This window comes from Lysinibacillus sp. TE18511 (assembly GCF_054062295.1).
On the sequence record NZ_JBSSFD010000003.1, the window covers coordinates 197713 to 214031 of the forward strand.

Genomic DNA, 16319 nt, shown 5'->3' on the forward strand with positions numbered 1-16319 from the left:
TAGAAAAAAGGGCCCCCTTCAAAGGAGAGCCCTTATTTTACATGTAATTATTAATTTTCTTCATAATCTTTTCGGTTTTTCTTTAACATTTTAGATAACATTTCATAGACGATTGGTACAACTACTAATGTTAACAATGTTGAAGATAGTAAACCACCGATTACGGTAATCGCTAGGTCTTTTGAAATTAGACCACTGCCACCACCGCCGAGTGCCATTGGGATCATCGCACCGATTGTTGCAATGGCCGTCATTAGAATAGGGCGTAAACGAGTGGCACCTGCTTCTAAAATAGCCTCGCGCATAACGAGTCCGTCGCGTTCCATATGGATAATGCGGTCTACTAATACGATGGCATTTGTCACAACGATACCAATCAGCATTAATAGTCCCATCATAACAGAAACAGAAATTGTTTGACCTGTGACGAACAAGCCAACAAATGCACCAATTACTGCGAATGGTAGTGAGAACAGAATGGCGAATGGTGCTAAACCTTCACCGAATGTTACGACTAGAATGAAGTAAACGATAGCGATTGCAGCTAACATAGCAATTCCAAGCTGTGTAAATGTTTCTTGCATATCTGCAGCCACACCTGAAACCCCAGTCGTTACACCTTTAGGTAAATCTAATTTATCCATCTTTTTATCAGCAGCAGAAGTTGCTTTTGAAATATCGTCTTCGGTAATCGTACCAGAAACGGTTGCGTAATATTCGCCTTTAGAGCGAGCTAAAGAGTTAAGCGTAGTGCCTTCTTCTACCTTTACTAATTCACCGATTGTCATTGTTGTGCCTAAAGCTGTCTTGATTTCAGTAGCTAATACATCATCAAGAGATGTAGCTGCTGCCTTTGCTTCACGTTGTACAATGACATCAATATCTTCACCGTCATACTTGACTGATGTTAAAACTTCTGATGATGTATTTGCGTTCAAGGCCATTACGATTTGAGCGGTAGTTAAACCATATTGTAGAACATTCTTTTGATCTACTTTTAAAATATGCTCAACATATGGATCTTCATTATTAGATTTTATGTCTTCTAAGCCATCAACTTCTTTTAATGCACCTTCGACTTGTTTCACTGCATCACTAAGCTTATCTAAGTCCTCGCTATATAATGAGTAGCTTACTTCATTTGAAGATGTAGAGGTTGACGAGAAGTTTTGAGATTTCCATTCTCCTGATTGACCAATGTTAGCTATATAGTCTTCTACTTCTTTTTTTGCCTTAGGGAAGTCCTCCATATCTGGATCAAAGATGAGGTACATTAATGCACCGCCAGCGCCGCCGCCCATCATCATTGCAGAAGGATCAACATTCTTAGGATCATTGATAGAGACTTGTAAAATATCTATGTCTTCGCGTTTCATTAATTCTTTTTCTACTTGTGCAACATTTGTTTCTGTATCTTTCATTAGCTCGCCTGTAGCAGGTGTATACGATAAGTACATAACCTTTTCTTCTTGAGAGCCCATGAAACTGAAGCCAATGAGTGGTGTTAAAGCAAGAGAACCAACAAGCATTACAATCGCTATTACGGATGTAATGATTTTATGGTTTAATGTCTTTTCTAGTACACCTTTATACCAAGTAGCTAGTTTACCAACTTCTTTATGCTGACTTTCTTTTTTCTCACCGTATAATTTTTTACGGAATAAGAAGTGAGATAAAGCAGGAACAATTGTAATCGCCACGATCAAGGAAGCGCCTAGAGCAAATGACATCGTTAATGCAAATGGCATGAATAGTTCACCAACCATACCACTAACAAAAATTAATGGAGCGAAAACTGCTACAGTTACTAATGTAGAAGAAAGGATTGGTTTGAACATTTCAATTGTGGCTTCGCGAATAAGGGCGCGACCTGTTAGTTTTTCTTCTTTTAAATGGATGCGTCGATATATATTTTCAACAACTACAATGGAGTCATCAATTACACGACCAATCGCCACGGTAATCGCACCGAGGGTCATAATGTTTAATGTGATATCCATCCAGTTTAAAAGTAGCAAGGCCATGAATATTGAAACTGGGATTGAGATAATCGAAATAATTGTTGATTTGAAATCACGTAAGAATAGTAAAATAATTAGTACGGCAATGGCACCACCGAATACTGCTTTTTCAATCATTGTGAAGACTGAATCTTCAATCGGAGCACCTTGGTCAAGTGAAATATCTACTTTTAAACCGTCTATTAATTTTTCTTCTTCTTTAATTAAGTCTTTTACTGCATTCACGACTGTTACCGTATTGGCATCTTGGTCTTTAACGATTTGAATGGCAATCGCATCTTTACCATTTGTACGTGACACAGATTGTACTTTACCTTCTACTTCAATCGTTGCGATATCACCTAAGCGAACGAATGGGGAAGGGTTTGTAGCTGAAGGCGTGACTGGGATTAATAAGTCTTTTAATTCATCTACAGATTTAACTTTCCCGTCTACCGAAACCGCTTGTTCACCGACAGTAAATTGATATAAACCAAGTGACAGTGACATATCGCTTGCTTGAATCATTTGCTTGACAGATTCCTCTGTTAAGCCAAGAGCAGCCATTTTCTTTTCGTCATATTTAAATGACACTTCATTAATGTGCTGACCATTGATCGTTGCAGAAGCAACACCATCAATTTTTTCAATTTTAGGAAGTAAAATGTCTTCTACTGTTGAAGTTAATTCAACAATATCTTCCTCAGAGCTACTTACTGATAATGCCACAACAGGCATCATATTCATGCTAATCGCCATAATTGTAGGCTTTTGAGCACCTTCAGGTAATGTTATATTATCTAAAGCGGACTCTAATTGGCGCTTTTTCTCATCCATATCAATGCCGTAGTCGTATTCAACTTGAACTTGTGCTACGTTAGAAGAGGATGTTGAGTAAACGGCCTTAACATCTTCTAAACTTTCAATTGATTTTTCAAATGGAATGGAAAGTTCATTCATCACCTGTTCAGGGGTTGCACCAGGGTAAACACCCATAACAATTAAATAAGGTATGGAAATATCAGGTATAGATTCCATTTTCATTTTTGTGCCTGAATAAATACCAGAGACAGTGATGATAATTGTTAATAGCCACACTGCCAATTTGTTTTTCAATACGAAATTAACTAAACCTTTCACCTTTACACCTACCCTTTATTGACTTACTAATTTCAATTATTTATACTAATGACTAATTGGTCATTTGTCAATGAAATACATTAGGAGAGAATTAAAAGTATGTTAAAAAAGCAACTAATTATGGAGAAAGCATTAGAGTTATTCTCAGAACAAGGCTTTGAATCTACATCTGTACAGCAAATTACAGAACGATGTGGAATTTCAAAAGGAGCATTTTATTTATCTTTTAAAACAAAGGACGAGCTTCTTGTTTCGATGGTAGAGTATTATCTACAGCAATTCGTTACCGATGTTGACCAAGTAGTCAGAGGTTCGCTTAGTAAAGATGTTATATTAGTTGAGTTTTACAAAAGTATTTTTCAAGCAATTAAAAACCATTCTGCATCTGCCCGCGTTTTTTTTAATGAGAAAGTCCTTCTTACAAAAAAAGAATTGTTTCAAAAAATAAGTGCTTATGATGCCGAGATGTCAAAGTCGATCATCTATATGCTTGAACAGCTTTATCGGGATGAACTCCACAAGACAAAATATGATGTTATGTACTGCATTAAAGGATTTATGAAGAGTTATGCAGAACTTTTTAGTTTTTCTGATATACCATTAGATTTAGATCAATTGGCTAAATCTTTAGCGGAAAAGACGGACATTATTGCACGGCATACAACGATTCCGTTTATCACGGAAGAGCTTGTTCAATTGACAGCAAAACCATGTAATGAAGAAGTGACAAAGGAATCTTTGTTAGAATTAATCGAACAACATCTAATTGGCTTAGAGGAGTCTATTGAACGCGAGTCTCTTGAATTGATAAAATCTCAAATTGACGATCTAACCTATAGCAAACCGATTGTAAAAGGTTTAATCGAAAATATACGCTTACAGCCAGAGCATAGATGGGTTGCTTATGTGTTAAAAAATTATTTTAAGATTTAACTAAAGGGAATGAATTGTTCACGAACAGGGTGAACAATTCATTTTTTGATTGGGAGTAACTGTAGGGCTTCCATTGAACTGTTAAAAGGTTTTTGAATCCATAATAATCGTTCAAGGAAATTCGTGATGTCATTCGGTAGAGCTAATTCTTCTTGCCAAGGCTTTTCTTTGCTAGTGGAAGGCTTGTAGCTTGAGTACAGTAAAAATAATAAAAAATGACCAACAAAATATAAATCACTAATATGATTTTCAGCTTGCTTTGGGTTATCGATTAAAGAGAAATCTACATTTTTTTTAAAGGTAGCAAGGCCGAAATCAATGATATACAATTGTTGATTGGCAAATAAAATATTGGGGATGCGTAAATCTCGATGTACTATGCTATTTTCATGTAAAACAACTATTTGTTGTAATAATTGTTTGGTGATAAAAAGTGATTGAGAGATTGTAAATGTTTGGCCTTCATCAAAAATGAGCTGTTCAAATGTTTGGCCATTGATATAATCCATGATAAAAAAAGGTATATCTTGAATAGTACCTGTCGATTGAATAGACGGAATACTAGGCATTGATAAACGTTGAAGAATTTCGATTTCCTGCATAAACTTACTTTTCGTTTTTTGATGGCGTCGATGTTTTAATCGTAGGCATTTTAAAACAAAAAGCTTTTTCGTGGATTTTTCCTCTATTAAATATGTCCGACCGTACGAACCGAAACCGAGAAGTTTAACGAAAGAGAAATTTTGCTGCGCTGTTATATACTGTTGAACTTCTTGATCGAAACGTTTTTCGGATAATTGATTCCACCACATTAGCTACTGAAGAAACTCATTGAACTAAAGAAGCTACGTGAGCTTTTGCGATGGCTACGTTTATAATGTTTATGGCCGTAATAATTATGACGCTTGGAAAACTTTTGACGGCTACTGGATGAATGATGACGGCGATTAGATGAACCATTAAGTAAAGACTGAAGGATTTTACTTAGCATAAGGACGCTCCTTTTTGTTTTGTTATTACAATGTACGAAAAAGTTTACTAAGAGGTTTCAAAATTTTTAAAATAAAATACGTTGCTGTTTGCTTTGGGTATTGTTGGAACACGCGCTTTTTGAAAACTGTATTCTTAATAGGATTAAAACCAATTAAAAAAGAAGCTACGTAATTTACGTAGCTTCTTAGTGATGAGGCTAAACCTCCATAATAATCGGTAAAATCATAGGTCGACGTTTTGTTTTTTCAAATAGATATGGTCCTAATACGTCAGTAATTTCATTCTTGAGCTCAGTCCATTGAGGAGTTTTGCTTTGAATTGTTGCGTTTAAATGACGATTTAGCATTTTTTGTGCTTCATTAATCATCGTACCAGACTCACGCATGTAAACGAAGCCTCGTGAAATAATGTCTGGGCCGGAAACGATTTTCTGATTTTCCATATCAACACTGACAACAACAATAACTAAACCTTCTTCAGAAAGAATGCGTCGATCGCGAAGCACGATGTTGCCGATATCTCCAATACCATTACCGTCAATATAAACGTCTCCTGAAGGGATGCGACCAGCTACATGTGCTTCATTAGGACTTAATGCTAGCACGTCGCCATTCTCCATGACGAATGAATTTTCAAGTGGAACATCACAATCTTCTGCTAGATGAGTATGCATTTTTAGCATGCGGTACTCACCGTGAATTGGCATAAAGAATTTAGGCTTCATTAAGCGTAGCATCAATTTTTGTTCTTCCTGAGAACCGTGACCAGAAGTATGGATATTATTTAGTGCACCATGAATAACTTCAGCACCTGCGCGGAAAAGTAAGTTGATAATTTTGTTTACACTTACTGTATTTCCGGGTACTGGTGAAGAAGAAAAGATAACTGTGTCACCAGGCTGAATTTGAATTTGGCGATGTGTACCATTGGCAATACGAGAAAGTGCGGCCATTGGTTCACCTTGAGAGCCTGTACATAATATCATCACTTCGTTTGCTGGAAGTCGATTAATGCTTTGGGCATCAATAAATGTATCCTTCGGTGCATTAATATAGCCAAGTTCACGACCAATCGTAATGGCGTTATCCATTGAACGACCAAAGACAGCGATTTTTCGTCCGTATTTTATGGCAGCGTCTGTTGCTTGTTGTAAACGGTGAATGTTTGACGCGAAAGTTGCAAAGATAATACGACTATCAACCTTACGGAAAATTTCATCGATACTTTTTCCAACTGTACGTTCTGACATTGTGAAGTTTGGCTTTTCAGCATTTGTACTATCTGAAAGTAAGCACAGTACGCCATCACGTCCGATTTCAGCCATTTTTGTTAAGTTAGCTGGCTCGCCTACTGGTGTAAAGTCGAATTTAAAGTCACCTGTATGCACGATGTTACCAGGTGGTGTTTTTACGACAATTCCGTAAGCGTCTGGAATACTATGAGTTGTTCTAAAGAAGCTAACAGACGTTTTTCTGAATTTAATAACATCCTCTTCTTTAATTTCGATAAGTTTTGTTGTACGTAGCAAGCCGTGTTCGTCTAATTTATTACGTAATAAGCCAAGTGCCAGCTTACCACCGTAGACAGGGACATTTACTTGACGTAATAAATAAGGAATACCACCGATGTGATCCTCATGTCCGTGTGTAATAAATAATCCTTTGATTTTGTCGACGTTACGTACTAAATACGTATAATCTGGAATAACATAGTCAATGCCGAGTAAGTCATCTTCTGGGAATTTGATGCCGGCATCGATTAAGATAATTTCATCTTGAAATTGAACGCCGTAAGTATTTTTGCCGATTTCGCCCAGTCCGCCGAGTGCGAAAACAGCTGCTTGGTCATTTTTAACAAACTTCATGTTTGTTAAATTTCCTCCAAGATGAAGTTCGGACTTGCTTGTTCGTAAGTTAAATAGTTACCTTCAAGCAGTTGAATGAACTCGATGTTATAGTTTCGGTCTTTTAGCTTTTCACGTACTTCGCGCTCTGAAGCAGCTTCAAGATATAGACTTTTAGTGTTTTCGCGAACTGGAATTTCATTTGCATCTTCTTGATAATAAACTTTGTAAATCATAGTTTGCTCTCCTTTTATTGCGTACAATTTTATTGCACCTTTGCCTAATACCACGCACGTACTACAAGAAAAAACAGCGAATTTCTAGTATACTGAGGAAGAAATAAGGCGTTTGAAGTTCTTGTATCTCAATGTTTCAAATTTGCACTACGACAAGGCATAATTGAATAAATCATTGAGACAGTGGTTGCACATAGCCAAATAAATGCATTTCCTTTATATTATCACGCAGTTACTCTAAAATAAAGAAAAGCCCTTCAAATAATGAAGGGCAAATGTTAGGCAATTGATTTTTTTCCGAGTATGCCGCGAAGTTGCTTCAACAATTTACGTTTTAGTTTCTTCAGCATGGCACATCACTCCTTAGGATCATTATAACGAAAAATTATGCATGTGTAAAGTTATTAACCTTTGCAGAATACATACGAAAGGGACTATTATGATGAAGAAAATTTTATTTTTTGACGTTGATGGAACGCTTTATAACAGTGAAAAAATATTGCCAACTTCTGCGAAAGAGGCGCTTTTTGAAGCTCGTCGTAAAGGATACGAGCTTGCAATTGCAACAGGACGAGCACCTTTTATGATTCAATCCTTATTAGAGGAGCTAGATATTAATACGTATATTACCTTTAATGGACAATATGTCGTTTATAAAGGTGAGGTTGTCTATACAAATGGTATTAAAAAAGATGAGCTAGCCGAAATTATTGCTTTTGGTGAAGCGCGAAATGAACCGGTAGTATTTTTAGATGACAAGCAAATGATTGCATCTGTTGGAAATGATCATAAGGTGGCAGAAAGCTTAAATACATTAAAATACCCGTATCCAAAGCTAGACTCATCTTATTATATGCAGAACAATGTCTATCAAACACTTATATTTATGGAAGAAAAAGATGAACTTTTGTATCGTGAAGCATTTCCAAACGTACAATTTGTACGCTGGCATCGCTATTCTTGTGACATTTTACCAAAGGGTGGCTCAAAGGCTGCTGGCATTGAAAAGGTGCTTGAAAGAATGGGACTTACATTGGAAGATGCTATTGCTTTCGGAGATGGCATTAATGATATAGAGATGCTTCAGGCTGTCGGTACCAGCATAGCAATGGGGAATGGGCATGAGAGAGTGAAGGCTGTTGCTACTCATGTAGCTGATCATGTAGATGAGGGCGGTATTGCAAAAATTATGCGTCAATTAAACATTATTTAACTTCTTTCAGCGTTTGTTTAATCATCTGCTGAAATAGAGGGACTCAGCCTAAGAACGTCACGTCCTGTGGCAATGGCTGATTGACTAACATCATCTTGTTATCGCTTCGCTTTCGCAAGCGCAAAGCCGAATCCGGACGCAATTATGTCGAGGTATAAATGATTGAAGAAAATAAAAAAGCAACTAGTTGGAGAAAATAACTACAACTAGTTGCTTATTTTAATTACATAGTAAATTATTCGATGTCAATAATTTTATTCATAGTCTTTAATTAAATGGAGAGTGAAAAGAGATGGCTGAAAAATCGCAACGGGTTGCGAAAAGAAAATAGACCCTGCGATGTAAAATGAACCGCATGGGTGTTTTCTTTATGTACTCTTAGTCACGCTCGTATGGTTTAGAGTCTGGAATTTCTGCAAATGGATTTTTTTCATTTATGCGATCGTAAAACATGATGCCGTTAAGGTGGTCTAATTCGTGTTGGAAGGCTATTGCAGGCAAGCCTTTAAGTCTCATTTTTTTCTCTTCACCGTCGACTGTTTTAAATTTAACTGTAACGCGAGCATGACGTGGTACATAGCCTGAGACATTGCGATCAACAGAAAGGCAACCCTCGCCTCCTGTAAGGTATGTGTTTTCAACAGAGTGACTTACAACTTTAGGGTTTATTGCTACAAAACTTAATTGTTCGCCATTCTCATCTTTTAAATGAAGAGCAAACATTCGATGTAGACTATTTATTTGATTGGCTGCTAATCCAATACCGCTACGTAAATCATATTTATCTGCAATTTCAGGATCTTGGCTGTTTATTAAATATTGAAGCATGTTTTCTGCAAGTTGTCTTGCTTCATCAGTTAGAGGGAATTTAACCTCCTCGGCTTTAGTGCGTAAAGTCGGATGACCTTCGCGAATAATATCATCCATTAAAATCATATGTGAATCTTCCTTTCAACTTTGTAGTGCTTTACTTATAAGTATACATCACGTATTAATACAATCACATGAAAAAAGACCTTATTTGAATATACTTAAAAAATTTTTCTATAGCTATTAGATTGTCTAGAACTGGGGCATTCTACTATTGGTGATCAAGTAGGGAAACCTAATAATTGTGCGCTCTAACTATATTGTTATAATACAGTCGGTGTCATTTTGTGATACAGAATAAGACAGGGGTCTTAAATAGTTATTTCAGAAAAAATCTTTATTTGTACGCGTAATATATGATTGACCGACCGTATTTTATTCAGTATACTGAGTGCAAAGAATAAGTTGTACTAGTTAAAAAGGTGATTTATTTTAATACAGTTGAAAGGGAGATGTGACAAATGAGCAAGAAAAACAACAATATTTTTGATGCTAAACAAACGCTAACTGAAATCGAAGATAAGTTTGAAATGTTTCAAATTTTGAATGAAGAAGGCGAAATTATAAATGACGGGGCAGATCCAAAATTATCTGACGAGGAGCTAGTTGAATTAATGACGCGTATGGTTTATACACGTATTTTAGACCAACGCTCTATTTCACTTAACCGTCAAGGTCGATTAGGCTTCTATGCACCAACAGCTGGTCAGGAAGCTTCACAACTCGCTTCACAATTTGCATTAGAGAAAGAAGATTGGATTTTACCAGGTTACCGTGATGTACCGCAAATCGTATGGCATGGCTTACCTTTAGAAAAAGCATTTTTATTCTCACGTGGTCATTTCTTGGGGAATCAGGTTCCGGAAGGCGTAAATGTATTACCTCCTCAAATCATTATCGGTGCTCAATATGTGCAAGCAGCAGGCGTAGCACTTGGTATTCAAAAACGTGGTAAAAAAGCAGTAGCTGTAACTTATACAGGTGATGGTGGTTCATCGCAAGGGGATTTCTATGAAGGCATTAACTTTGCAGGTGCGTTTAAATCACCAGCAATCTTCATTGTACAAAATAACCAATATGCGATTTCAACACCTCGTGAATTACAAACAGCGGCGAAAACAATCGCTCAAAAAGGTGTAGCAGCAGGCTTACCAAGTATTTTAGTAGATGGAATGGATGCACTTGCAGTTTACGTAGCAACACGTGATGCACGTGAGCGCGCAGTGAATGGCGAAGGTCCAACTTTAATTGAAACACTATGCTATCGCTATGGCCCTCATACAATGGCAGGTGATGATCCAACGCGTTACCGTACATCTGATACAGATAGCGAATGGGCACAAAAAGACCCGCTTGTACGCTTCCGTAAATACCTAGAGGCGAAAGGTCTATGGGATGAGAAAAAAGAAGAGGCTGTAATCGAGCGTGCAAAAGAAGAAATTAAAGAGGCGATCAAAAAAGCCGATGCAGCTCCAAAACAAAAAGTAACAGAGTTAATGGAAAACATGTATAAAGGCGAAATGCCATCTAATTTAAAAGAACAGTATGAAATCTACAAAGAGAAGGAGTCGAAATAACCTATGGCACAAATGACGATGATTCAAGCAATTACAGATGCACTTCGCACGGAATTAAAGAATGATGAAAATGTTCTTGTATTCGGGGAAGATGTAGGTGTCAACGGTGGGGTATTCCGCGCAACTGAAGGCCTACAAAAAGAATTTGGTGTTGACCGTGTATTCGATACACCATTAGCAGAATCAGGTATTGGTGGCTTAGCAGTCGGTCTTTCTCTAGAAGGTTTCCGTCCAGTTCCTGAAATTCAGTTCTTTGGCTTCGTTTTTGAAGTAATGGATTCAATTAGTGGTCAATTAGCACGTATGAGCTATCGTAGCGGTGGCGTCTATAATGCACCAGTGACAATCCGTTCTCCATTTGGTGGTGGTGTGCATACACCAGAAATGCACTCTGATAGCTTAGAGAGCTTAATGACAGCACAACCAGGTTTAACGGTTGTTGTACCTTCAACACCATACGATGCTAAAGGTTTACTGATTTCATCTATTCGAAATGATAATCCAGTCATTTTCTTAGAGCATTTAAAATTATACCGTTCATTCCGTGAAGAGGTACCTGAGGAAGCATACGAAATTCCACTAGGTAAAGCGGATGTAAAACGTGAAGGTAAAGATTTAACAATTGTTGCCTATGGGTTAATGGTTCATGAAAGCTTAAAGGCTGCAGAAGAGCTAGAAAAAGAAGGTCACTCTGTTGAAGTTATTGATTTACGTACAATTCAACCGATTGATATTGAAACAATTATTGCATCAGTTGAAAAAACAGGTCGTGCAATCGTTGTACAAGAAGCTCAAAAACAAGCAGGTATTGCTGCAAATGTAGTGGCTGAAATTACAGAGCGTGCAATTTTAAGCTTAGAAGCACCTGTACTTCGTGTGGCTGCACCAGATACTGTGTACCCATTCCCACAAGCTGAAGGTGTTTGGTTACCGAACTATAAAGATGTAATGGCAACAGCGAAAAAAGTTTTAACATTCTAATGTAGCTTCTTTAATGTAGCTCCTAAAACAGTAAATAGAAAGGATGGGTACACATGGCATTTGAATTCAGATTACCGGATATTGGCGAGGGCATTCACGAAGGCGAAATCGTGAAATGGTTCGTTAAAGCTGGAGATACAGTAAAAGAAGACGATATTCTTTGTGAAGTACAAAACGATAAAGCAGTAGTAGAAATACCTTCTCCAGTTGAAGGAACAGTAGAGGAAGTTTTAGTAGGAGAAGGCACTGTAGCCGTTGTTGGTGATGTCTTAATCCGCTTTGATGCACCTGGCTATGAAGACTTAAAGCTAAAAGGCGATGAGCATGCTGAAGCGAAAACAGAAGCTCAAGTTCAAGCAACAGCTGAGTCTGGCCAAGCAGTAGCAAAAGCACCTGTCGAGGAAGAAAAAGCTCCAGAAAAAACGGCAGTAAAGACTGAAGATGTAGTTGTCGATACAAAACGTATCATTGCAATGCCTTCAGTACGTAAATTTGCACGAGACAATGATGTCAATATTCGTGAAGTTAAAGGTACAGGTAAAAATGGCCGTATTTTAAAACTGGATATTGAGAATTTCCTAAATGGTGGAGGCGCTGTAGAGGCTGAAGCAGCACCAGTTGCTAACGAAGAAGCTGTTCAACAAGAAACAACTACACAAGCAGCACCAGTTGTTCTTGAGGGAGAATTCCCAGAAACACGTGAGAAAATGTCTGGTATTCGAAAAGCGATTGCAAAAGCAATGGTTCACTCGAAACAAACAGCTCCACATGTTACACTAATGGATGAAGTCGATGTAACTGCTCTTGTAGCACATCGCAAAAAATTCAAAGATATCGCTGCTGAGAAGGGTGTCAAATTAACGTACTTACCATACGTAGTTAAAGCGCTTATTTCAACTTTGCGCGAATTCCCAGAATTTAACCGCTCATTAGATGATGCAACACAAGAAATTATTCAGAAGCATTACTACAATATTGGTATTGCAGCAGATACAGAAAAAGGCTTACTAGTACCTGTTATTAAGCACGCAGATCGTAAATCTGTGTTTGCAGTATCTAATGAAATTAATGAGTTAGCGACAAAAGCACGTGAAGGCAAGCTTGCACCACATGAAATGAAGGGTGCATCGATGTCGATTACGAATATCGGCTCAGCAGGGGGACAATGGTTTACTCCGGTAATTAATCACCCTGAAGTAGCGATTTTAGGTATTGGTCGAATTTCAGAAAAACCTGTAATAAAAAATGGTGAAATTGTAGCCGCACCTGTGTTAGCATTATCATTGAGCTTTGATCATCGTATGATTGATGGAGCCACTGCGCAAAATGCTTTAAATCACTTAAAGCGTTTGTTAAGTGAACCAGAATTATTATTAATGGAGGCGTAACAAAAATGGTAGTAGGAGATTTTCCAATCGAAACAGATACTCTTGTCATTGGTTCAGGTCCTGGAGGATATGTAGCAGCAATCCGTGCAGCTCAAACTGGCCAAAAAGTAACAATCGTTGAAAAAAATGTACTTGGTGGTGTGTGCTTAAACGTAGGTTGTATCCCATCAAAAGCATTAATTTCAGTAGGTCACCGTTTTGAGCATGCTAAACATTCAGATGACATGGGTATCATCGCTTCTGACGTGAAATTAGACTTCTCAAAAGCACAAGCATTTAAAGACAGCGTTGTTAAAAAATTAACTGGCGGTGTTGAAGGCTTACTTAAAGGTAATAAAGTTGAAATTGTACAAGGTGAGGCTTATTTCGTTGACGCTCATTCAGTGCGTATCATCAATGGTGAATCTGCTCAAACTTACACATTTAACAATGTAATTATCGCAACGGGTTCACGCCCAGTTGAAATTCCAACATTTAAATTCTCTGATCGCGTACTAAACTCTACTGGCGCACTTTCTTTACAAGAAGTTCCTGGTAAATTAGTTGTTATCGGTGGAGGCTATATTGGTACAGAGTTAGGCTCAGCTTATGCAAATCTTGGCTCACAAGTAACAATTATCGAAGGCGGAAAAGATATCTTAGCTGGCTTTGAAAAGCAAATGACACAAATCGTGAAAAAAGGCCTTAAAAAGAAAGGCGTTGAAATGGAAGTAAACGCATCTGCAAAAGGCGTTGAAGAAACAGAAAACGGCGTAGTAGTAACTTATGAAGTTGGCGGAGAAGAGAAAAAAGTTGAAGCTGACTATGTATTAGTGACTGTAGGTCGTCGTCCAAATACAGATGAAATGGGCCTTGCTGAAATCGGTGTTGAATTCGGTGAACGTGGTCTAATCAATGTTGACAAACAATGTCGTACAAATATTCCAAACATCTATGCAATTGGTGATATTGTAGCAGGTCCTCAGCTTGCTCATAAAGCATCTTACGAAGGTAAAGTTGCTGCTGAAGCAATCGCTGGTGAAAAATCAATCGTTGATTATTTAGCTATTCCTGCTGTATGCTTCACAGATCCAGAAATGGCAACAGTTGGTTATAACGAAGATGAAGCGAAAGCTGAAGGCATTGAATACACTGCAGCGAAATTCCCATTCGCAGCAAATGGTCGTGCACTTGCATTAAACCAAACAGAAGGTTTCGTGAAGCTTGTTGCTCGTAAAGAAGATGGCTTATTAATCGGTGCTCAAATTGTAGGTGCTGGTGCATCAGATATGATCGCTGAAATGGGCTTAGCAATTGAAGGCGGCATGACTGCGGAAGATATTGCGTTAACAATCCATGCTCACCCAACTTTAGGTGAAATTACAATGGAAGCTGCTGAAGTATTACTTGGCAATCCTATCCATATTGTAGCAAAAAAATAATAAAGTTCATGAAGACGGCTATAAAGCATTTGCTTTGTAGCCGTTTTTTTGTATATTACTTGTAATTTTGATAAAGTAATTATATCGAATGAATATTTCGAAAAATATTATTTGGTTAGGAATCTATTAAATGCTGGATAGACTTAGTGAAGGTGTCAGATAGAACTTGTGAAGTGCCAAATAAATCTCTGATTGACTGTTAGATGTCCGAAAATGATAACGATGTTTATGAAAAAAGAGAAGTTGAACAAAAAACTGAGGTGATATCAATGGAACTAGGCTTAAAGGGGAAAGTAGCAGTTATTACAGGTTCAAGTAAGGGAATTGGTTATTATACAGCGATGCAGCTTGTGAAAGAGGGGGCAAAGGTTGTACTTTGTGCCCGTGGTGAAAAACAGCTACAAGTGGCTGCTGGCTGTATTAAAAACGAAACAGGCGAGGACGTATTAATTGTACCGACTGATATTACAAAGGAAAAAGATTGTAAGTACTTAATTGAACGAGCAGTAGCGCATTTTGGTCGCCTTGATATTCTTATTAATAATGCAGGTACATCTTCAGCTAATCCTTTTGAAGCGGTTAGTAGTGAGCTATGGCAAGCTGATTTAGATTTAAAAGTGTTTGGGGCTGTCAATTGTTCAAAATATGCTGCACCTCATTTACGTAAGGTTGGTGGCGGTGCAATAGTTAATGTGACTGCGGTAATGGCTAAAACACCACCTGCAAACTCACTCCCTACTACTGTAAGTCGTGCTGCCGGGCTTGCATTAACGAAAGCTATGAGCAAAGACTTAGGTAAAGATAATATTCGTGTGAATTCTGTTTGTATTGGGCTTATTCGAAGTGATCAAATAGAGAAGAAATGGAAAGAACATGAACCAGAGCTTTCGTGGGAGGATTATTCTCGTAAAGTTGGTCAAACGATTCCACTTGGACGTGTAGGGGATACTCAAGAAGCGGCAAATGTCATTACATTTTTAGTATCAGATGCTGCGAGCTATGTGACTGGCACTTCTGTCAATATTGATGGTGGTTCAGGACATGCATTATAAAAGTTAATTAAAATAGTAATATTCTTTGAGAAAAGGAATATTTAGTGCTCATCACCGAAAGTTGTGGATGACATTTGTTAAAACGTATGCCTTTTATCTTCATTCAGTAGAAGACTCCCACCTCTGAAGGTAGTGAGATAAATACGGATGTGGTTCCCTGTCAATAGGTTCCATACCCCCTACTGAATGAAGATAAAGCCTCTGGCGGATGTCACGGATTTTCAAAGGAATGAATTTAGGATGTCAGCCTAAAATCTTCGCATCCTGCGAAAACGGCTAACTGACCTGCATCGGTGCTGCTGTCGCTACGCTTTCGCGCAAAAAACATCTGTTGCTGCCGCTACGTTAGCACTACGCTTTCGCACAAAAAACATCTGTTGCTGCCGCTACGTTAGCACTACGCTTTCGCACATAAAACATTTGCAGGCCTGGGTACAATTCAAAATCCGGACGCAATTACGCCAAGGCGAAATTGATATGGGTTGATTGGAGTAGAGACTGGGCGACTCCTTGGGGATCAGTGGCTCATCGGACGCCCCCAGGAAGCTTTGCTTTGTGCGAAAGCGAAGCGTCAGCGACAATGTTTTATCTGTGCGAAAGCGAAGCGTCAGCAACAATGTTTTATCTGTGCGAAAGCGAAGCGTCAGCAACAATGTTTTATCTGTGCGAAAG

13 protein-coding genes are annotated in these 16319 nt (G+C 38.1%); 8 read left to right on the top strand and 5 right to left on the bottom strand.

The window, feature by feature from the left end:
• Positions 1-50: 50 nt before the first annotated feature.
• Positions 51-3140: an efflux RND transporter permease subunit gene (locus ACVWXS_RS03715; protein ID WP_456956138.1), complete on the bottom strand. Its 3090-nt coding sequence runs from the start codon at positions 3138-3140 to the stop codon at positions 51-53.
• A gap of 99 nt (positions 3141-3239) precedes the next feature.
• Between ACVWXS_RS03715 and ACVWXS_RS03720 the strand changes: the two genes are divergently transcribed.
• A complete protein-coding gene (locus ACVWXS_RS03720; RefSeq protein WP_456956140.1) occupies positions 3240-4073 on the top strand; it encodes a TetR/AcrR family transcriptional regulator in 834 nt (277 codons plus the stop codon).
• A 38-nt stretch (positions 4074-4111) separates the two neighbouring features.
• On the opposite strand, the gene ACVWXS_RS03725 is transcribed toward ACVWXS_RS03720, so the two are convergent.
• From ACVWXS_RS03725 to ACVWXS_RS03735, 3 genes are all read right to left on the bottom strand, one after another.
• Positions 4112-4885 carry a protein kinase domain-containing protein gene (locus ACVWXS_RS03725; protein WP_456956142.1) on the bottom strand — a complete coding sequence of 258 codons (774 nt, stop codon included), beginning with the start codon at positions 4883-4885 and terminating at the stop codon, positions 4112-4114.
• A gap of 377 nt (positions 4886-5262) precedes the next feature.
• Entirely contained in the window at positions 5263-6930 is a 1668-nt protein-coding gene (gene rnjA / locus ACVWXS_RS03730) for a ribonuclease J1 (RefSeq protein ID WP_456956144.1), read from the bottom strand.
• Positions 6931-6935: 5 nt separating this feature from the next.
• The gene (locus tag ACVWXS_RS03735; protein WP_068983311.1) at positions 6936-7145 is read right to left on the bottom strand and encodes a DNA-dependent RNA polymerase subunit epsilon; all 210 of its coding nucleotides are present in this window, start codon (positions 7143-7145) and stop codon (positions 6936-6938) included.
• A gap of 442 nt (positions 7146-7587) precedes the next feature.
• Here ACVWXS_RS03735 and ACVWXS_RS03740 point away from each other — a divergent pair, with 442 nt between their 5' ends.
• The gene (locus ACVWXS_RS03740) at positions 7588-8358 is read left to right on the top strand and encodes a Cof-type HAD-IIB family hydrolase (RefSeq protein ID WP_456956146.1); all 771 of its coding nucleotides are present in this window, start codon (positions 7588-7590) and stop codon (positions 8356-8358) included.
• A 378-nt stretch (positions 8359-8736) separates the two neighbouring features.
• Here the strand turns inward: ACVWXS_RS03740 and def are convergent, their stop codons facing one another.
• Positions 8737-9294, bottom strand: a complete 558-nt coding sequence (gene def, locus ACVWXS_RS03745) for a peptide deformylase (protein WP_423492208.1) — start codon at positions 9292-9294, stop codon at positions 8737-8739.
• A gap of 395 nt (positions 9295-9689) precedes the next feature.
• On the opposite strand from def, the gene pdhA reads away from it, so the two are divergent.
• From pdhA to ACVWXS_RS03775, 6 genes are all read left to right on the top strand, one after another.
• Positions 9690-10805, top strand: a complete 1116-nt coding sequence (gene pdhA / locus ACVWXS_RS03750) for a pyruvate dehydrogenase (acetyl-transferring) E1 component subunit alpha (protein WP_368636873.1) — start codon at positions 9690-9692, stop codon at positions 10803-10805.
• Positions 10806-10808: 3 nt separating this feature from the next.
• Positions 10809-11786, top strand: a complete 978-nt coding sequence (locus ACVWXS_RS03755) for an alpha-ketoacid dehydrogenase subunit beta (RefSeq protein ID WP_368636872.1) — start codon at positions 10809-10811, stop codon at positions 11784-11786.
• Between the two features lie 53 nt (positions 11787-11839).
• Positions 11840-13174: a dihydrolipoamide acetyltransferase family protein gene (locus tag ACVWXS_RS03760; RefSeq protein ID WP_368636871.1), complete on the top strand. Its 1335-nt coding sequence runs from the start codon at positions 11840-11842 to the stop codon at positions 13172-13174.
• 5 nt (positions 13175-13179) lie between these two features.
• Positions 13180-14595, top strand: a complete 1416-nt coding sequence (gene lpdA, locus ACVWXS_RS03765; protein ID WP_053483451.1) for a dihydrolipoyl dehydrogenase — start codon at positions 13180-13182, stop codon at positions 14593-14595.
• Positions 14596-14864: 269 nt separating this feature from the next.
• A complete protein-coding gene (locus ACVWXS_RS03770) occupies positions 14865-15647 on the top strand; it encodes an SDR family NAD(P)-dependent oxidoreductase (protein ID WP_456956171.1) in 783 nt (260 codons plus the stop codon).
• Positions 15648-16119: 472 nt separating this feature from the next.
• The coding region (locus tag ACVWXS_RS03775) for a hypothetical protein (protein WP_456956150.1) at positions 16120-16319 on the top strand (200 nt) is incomplete at its 3' end.

Coding starts and splice junctions, on each gene's coding strand:
- ACVWXS_RS03720 (WP_456956140.1), top strand. CDS start 3,240: ATGTTAAAAAAGCAACTAATTATGGAGAAAGCATTAGAGTTATTCTCA.
- ACVWXS_RS03725 (WP_456956142.1), bottom strand. CDS start 4,885: ATGTGGTGGAATCAATTATCCGAAAAACGTTTCGATCAAGAAGTTCAA.
- rnjA (WP_456956144.1), bottom strand. CDS start 6,930: ATGAAGTTTGTTAAAAATGACCAAGCAGCTGTTTTCGCACTCGGCGGA.
- ACVWXS_RS03735 (WP_068983311.1), bottom strand. CDS start 7,145: ATGATTTACAAAGTTTATTATCAAGAAGATGCAAATGAAATTCCAGTT.
- ACVWXS_RS03740 (WP_456956146.1), top strand. CDS start 7,588: ATGAAGAAAATTTTATTTTTTGACGTTGATGGAACGCTTTATAACAGT.
- def (WP_423492208.1), bottom strand. CDS start 9,294: ATGATTTTAATGGATGATATTATTCGCGAAGGTCATCCGACTTTACGC.
- pdhA (WP_368636873.1), top strand. CDS start 9,690: ATGAGCAAGAAAAACAACAATATTTTTGATGCTAAACAAACGCTAACT.
- ACVWXS_RS03755 (WP_368636872.1), top strand. CDS start 10,809: ATGGCACAAATGACGATGATTCAAGCAATTACAGATGCACTTCGCACG.
- ACVWXS_RS03760 (WP_368636871.1), top strand. CDS start 11,840: ATGGCATTTGAATTCAGATTACCGGATATTGGCGAGGGCATTCACGAA.
- lpdA (WP_053483451.1), top strand. CDS start 13,180: ATGGTAGTAGGAGATTTTCCAATCGAAACAGATACTCTTGTCATTGGT.
- ACVWXS_RS03770 (WP_456956171.1), top strand. CDS start 14,865: ATGGAACTAGGCTTAAAGGGGAAAGTAGCAGTTATTACAGGTTCAAGT.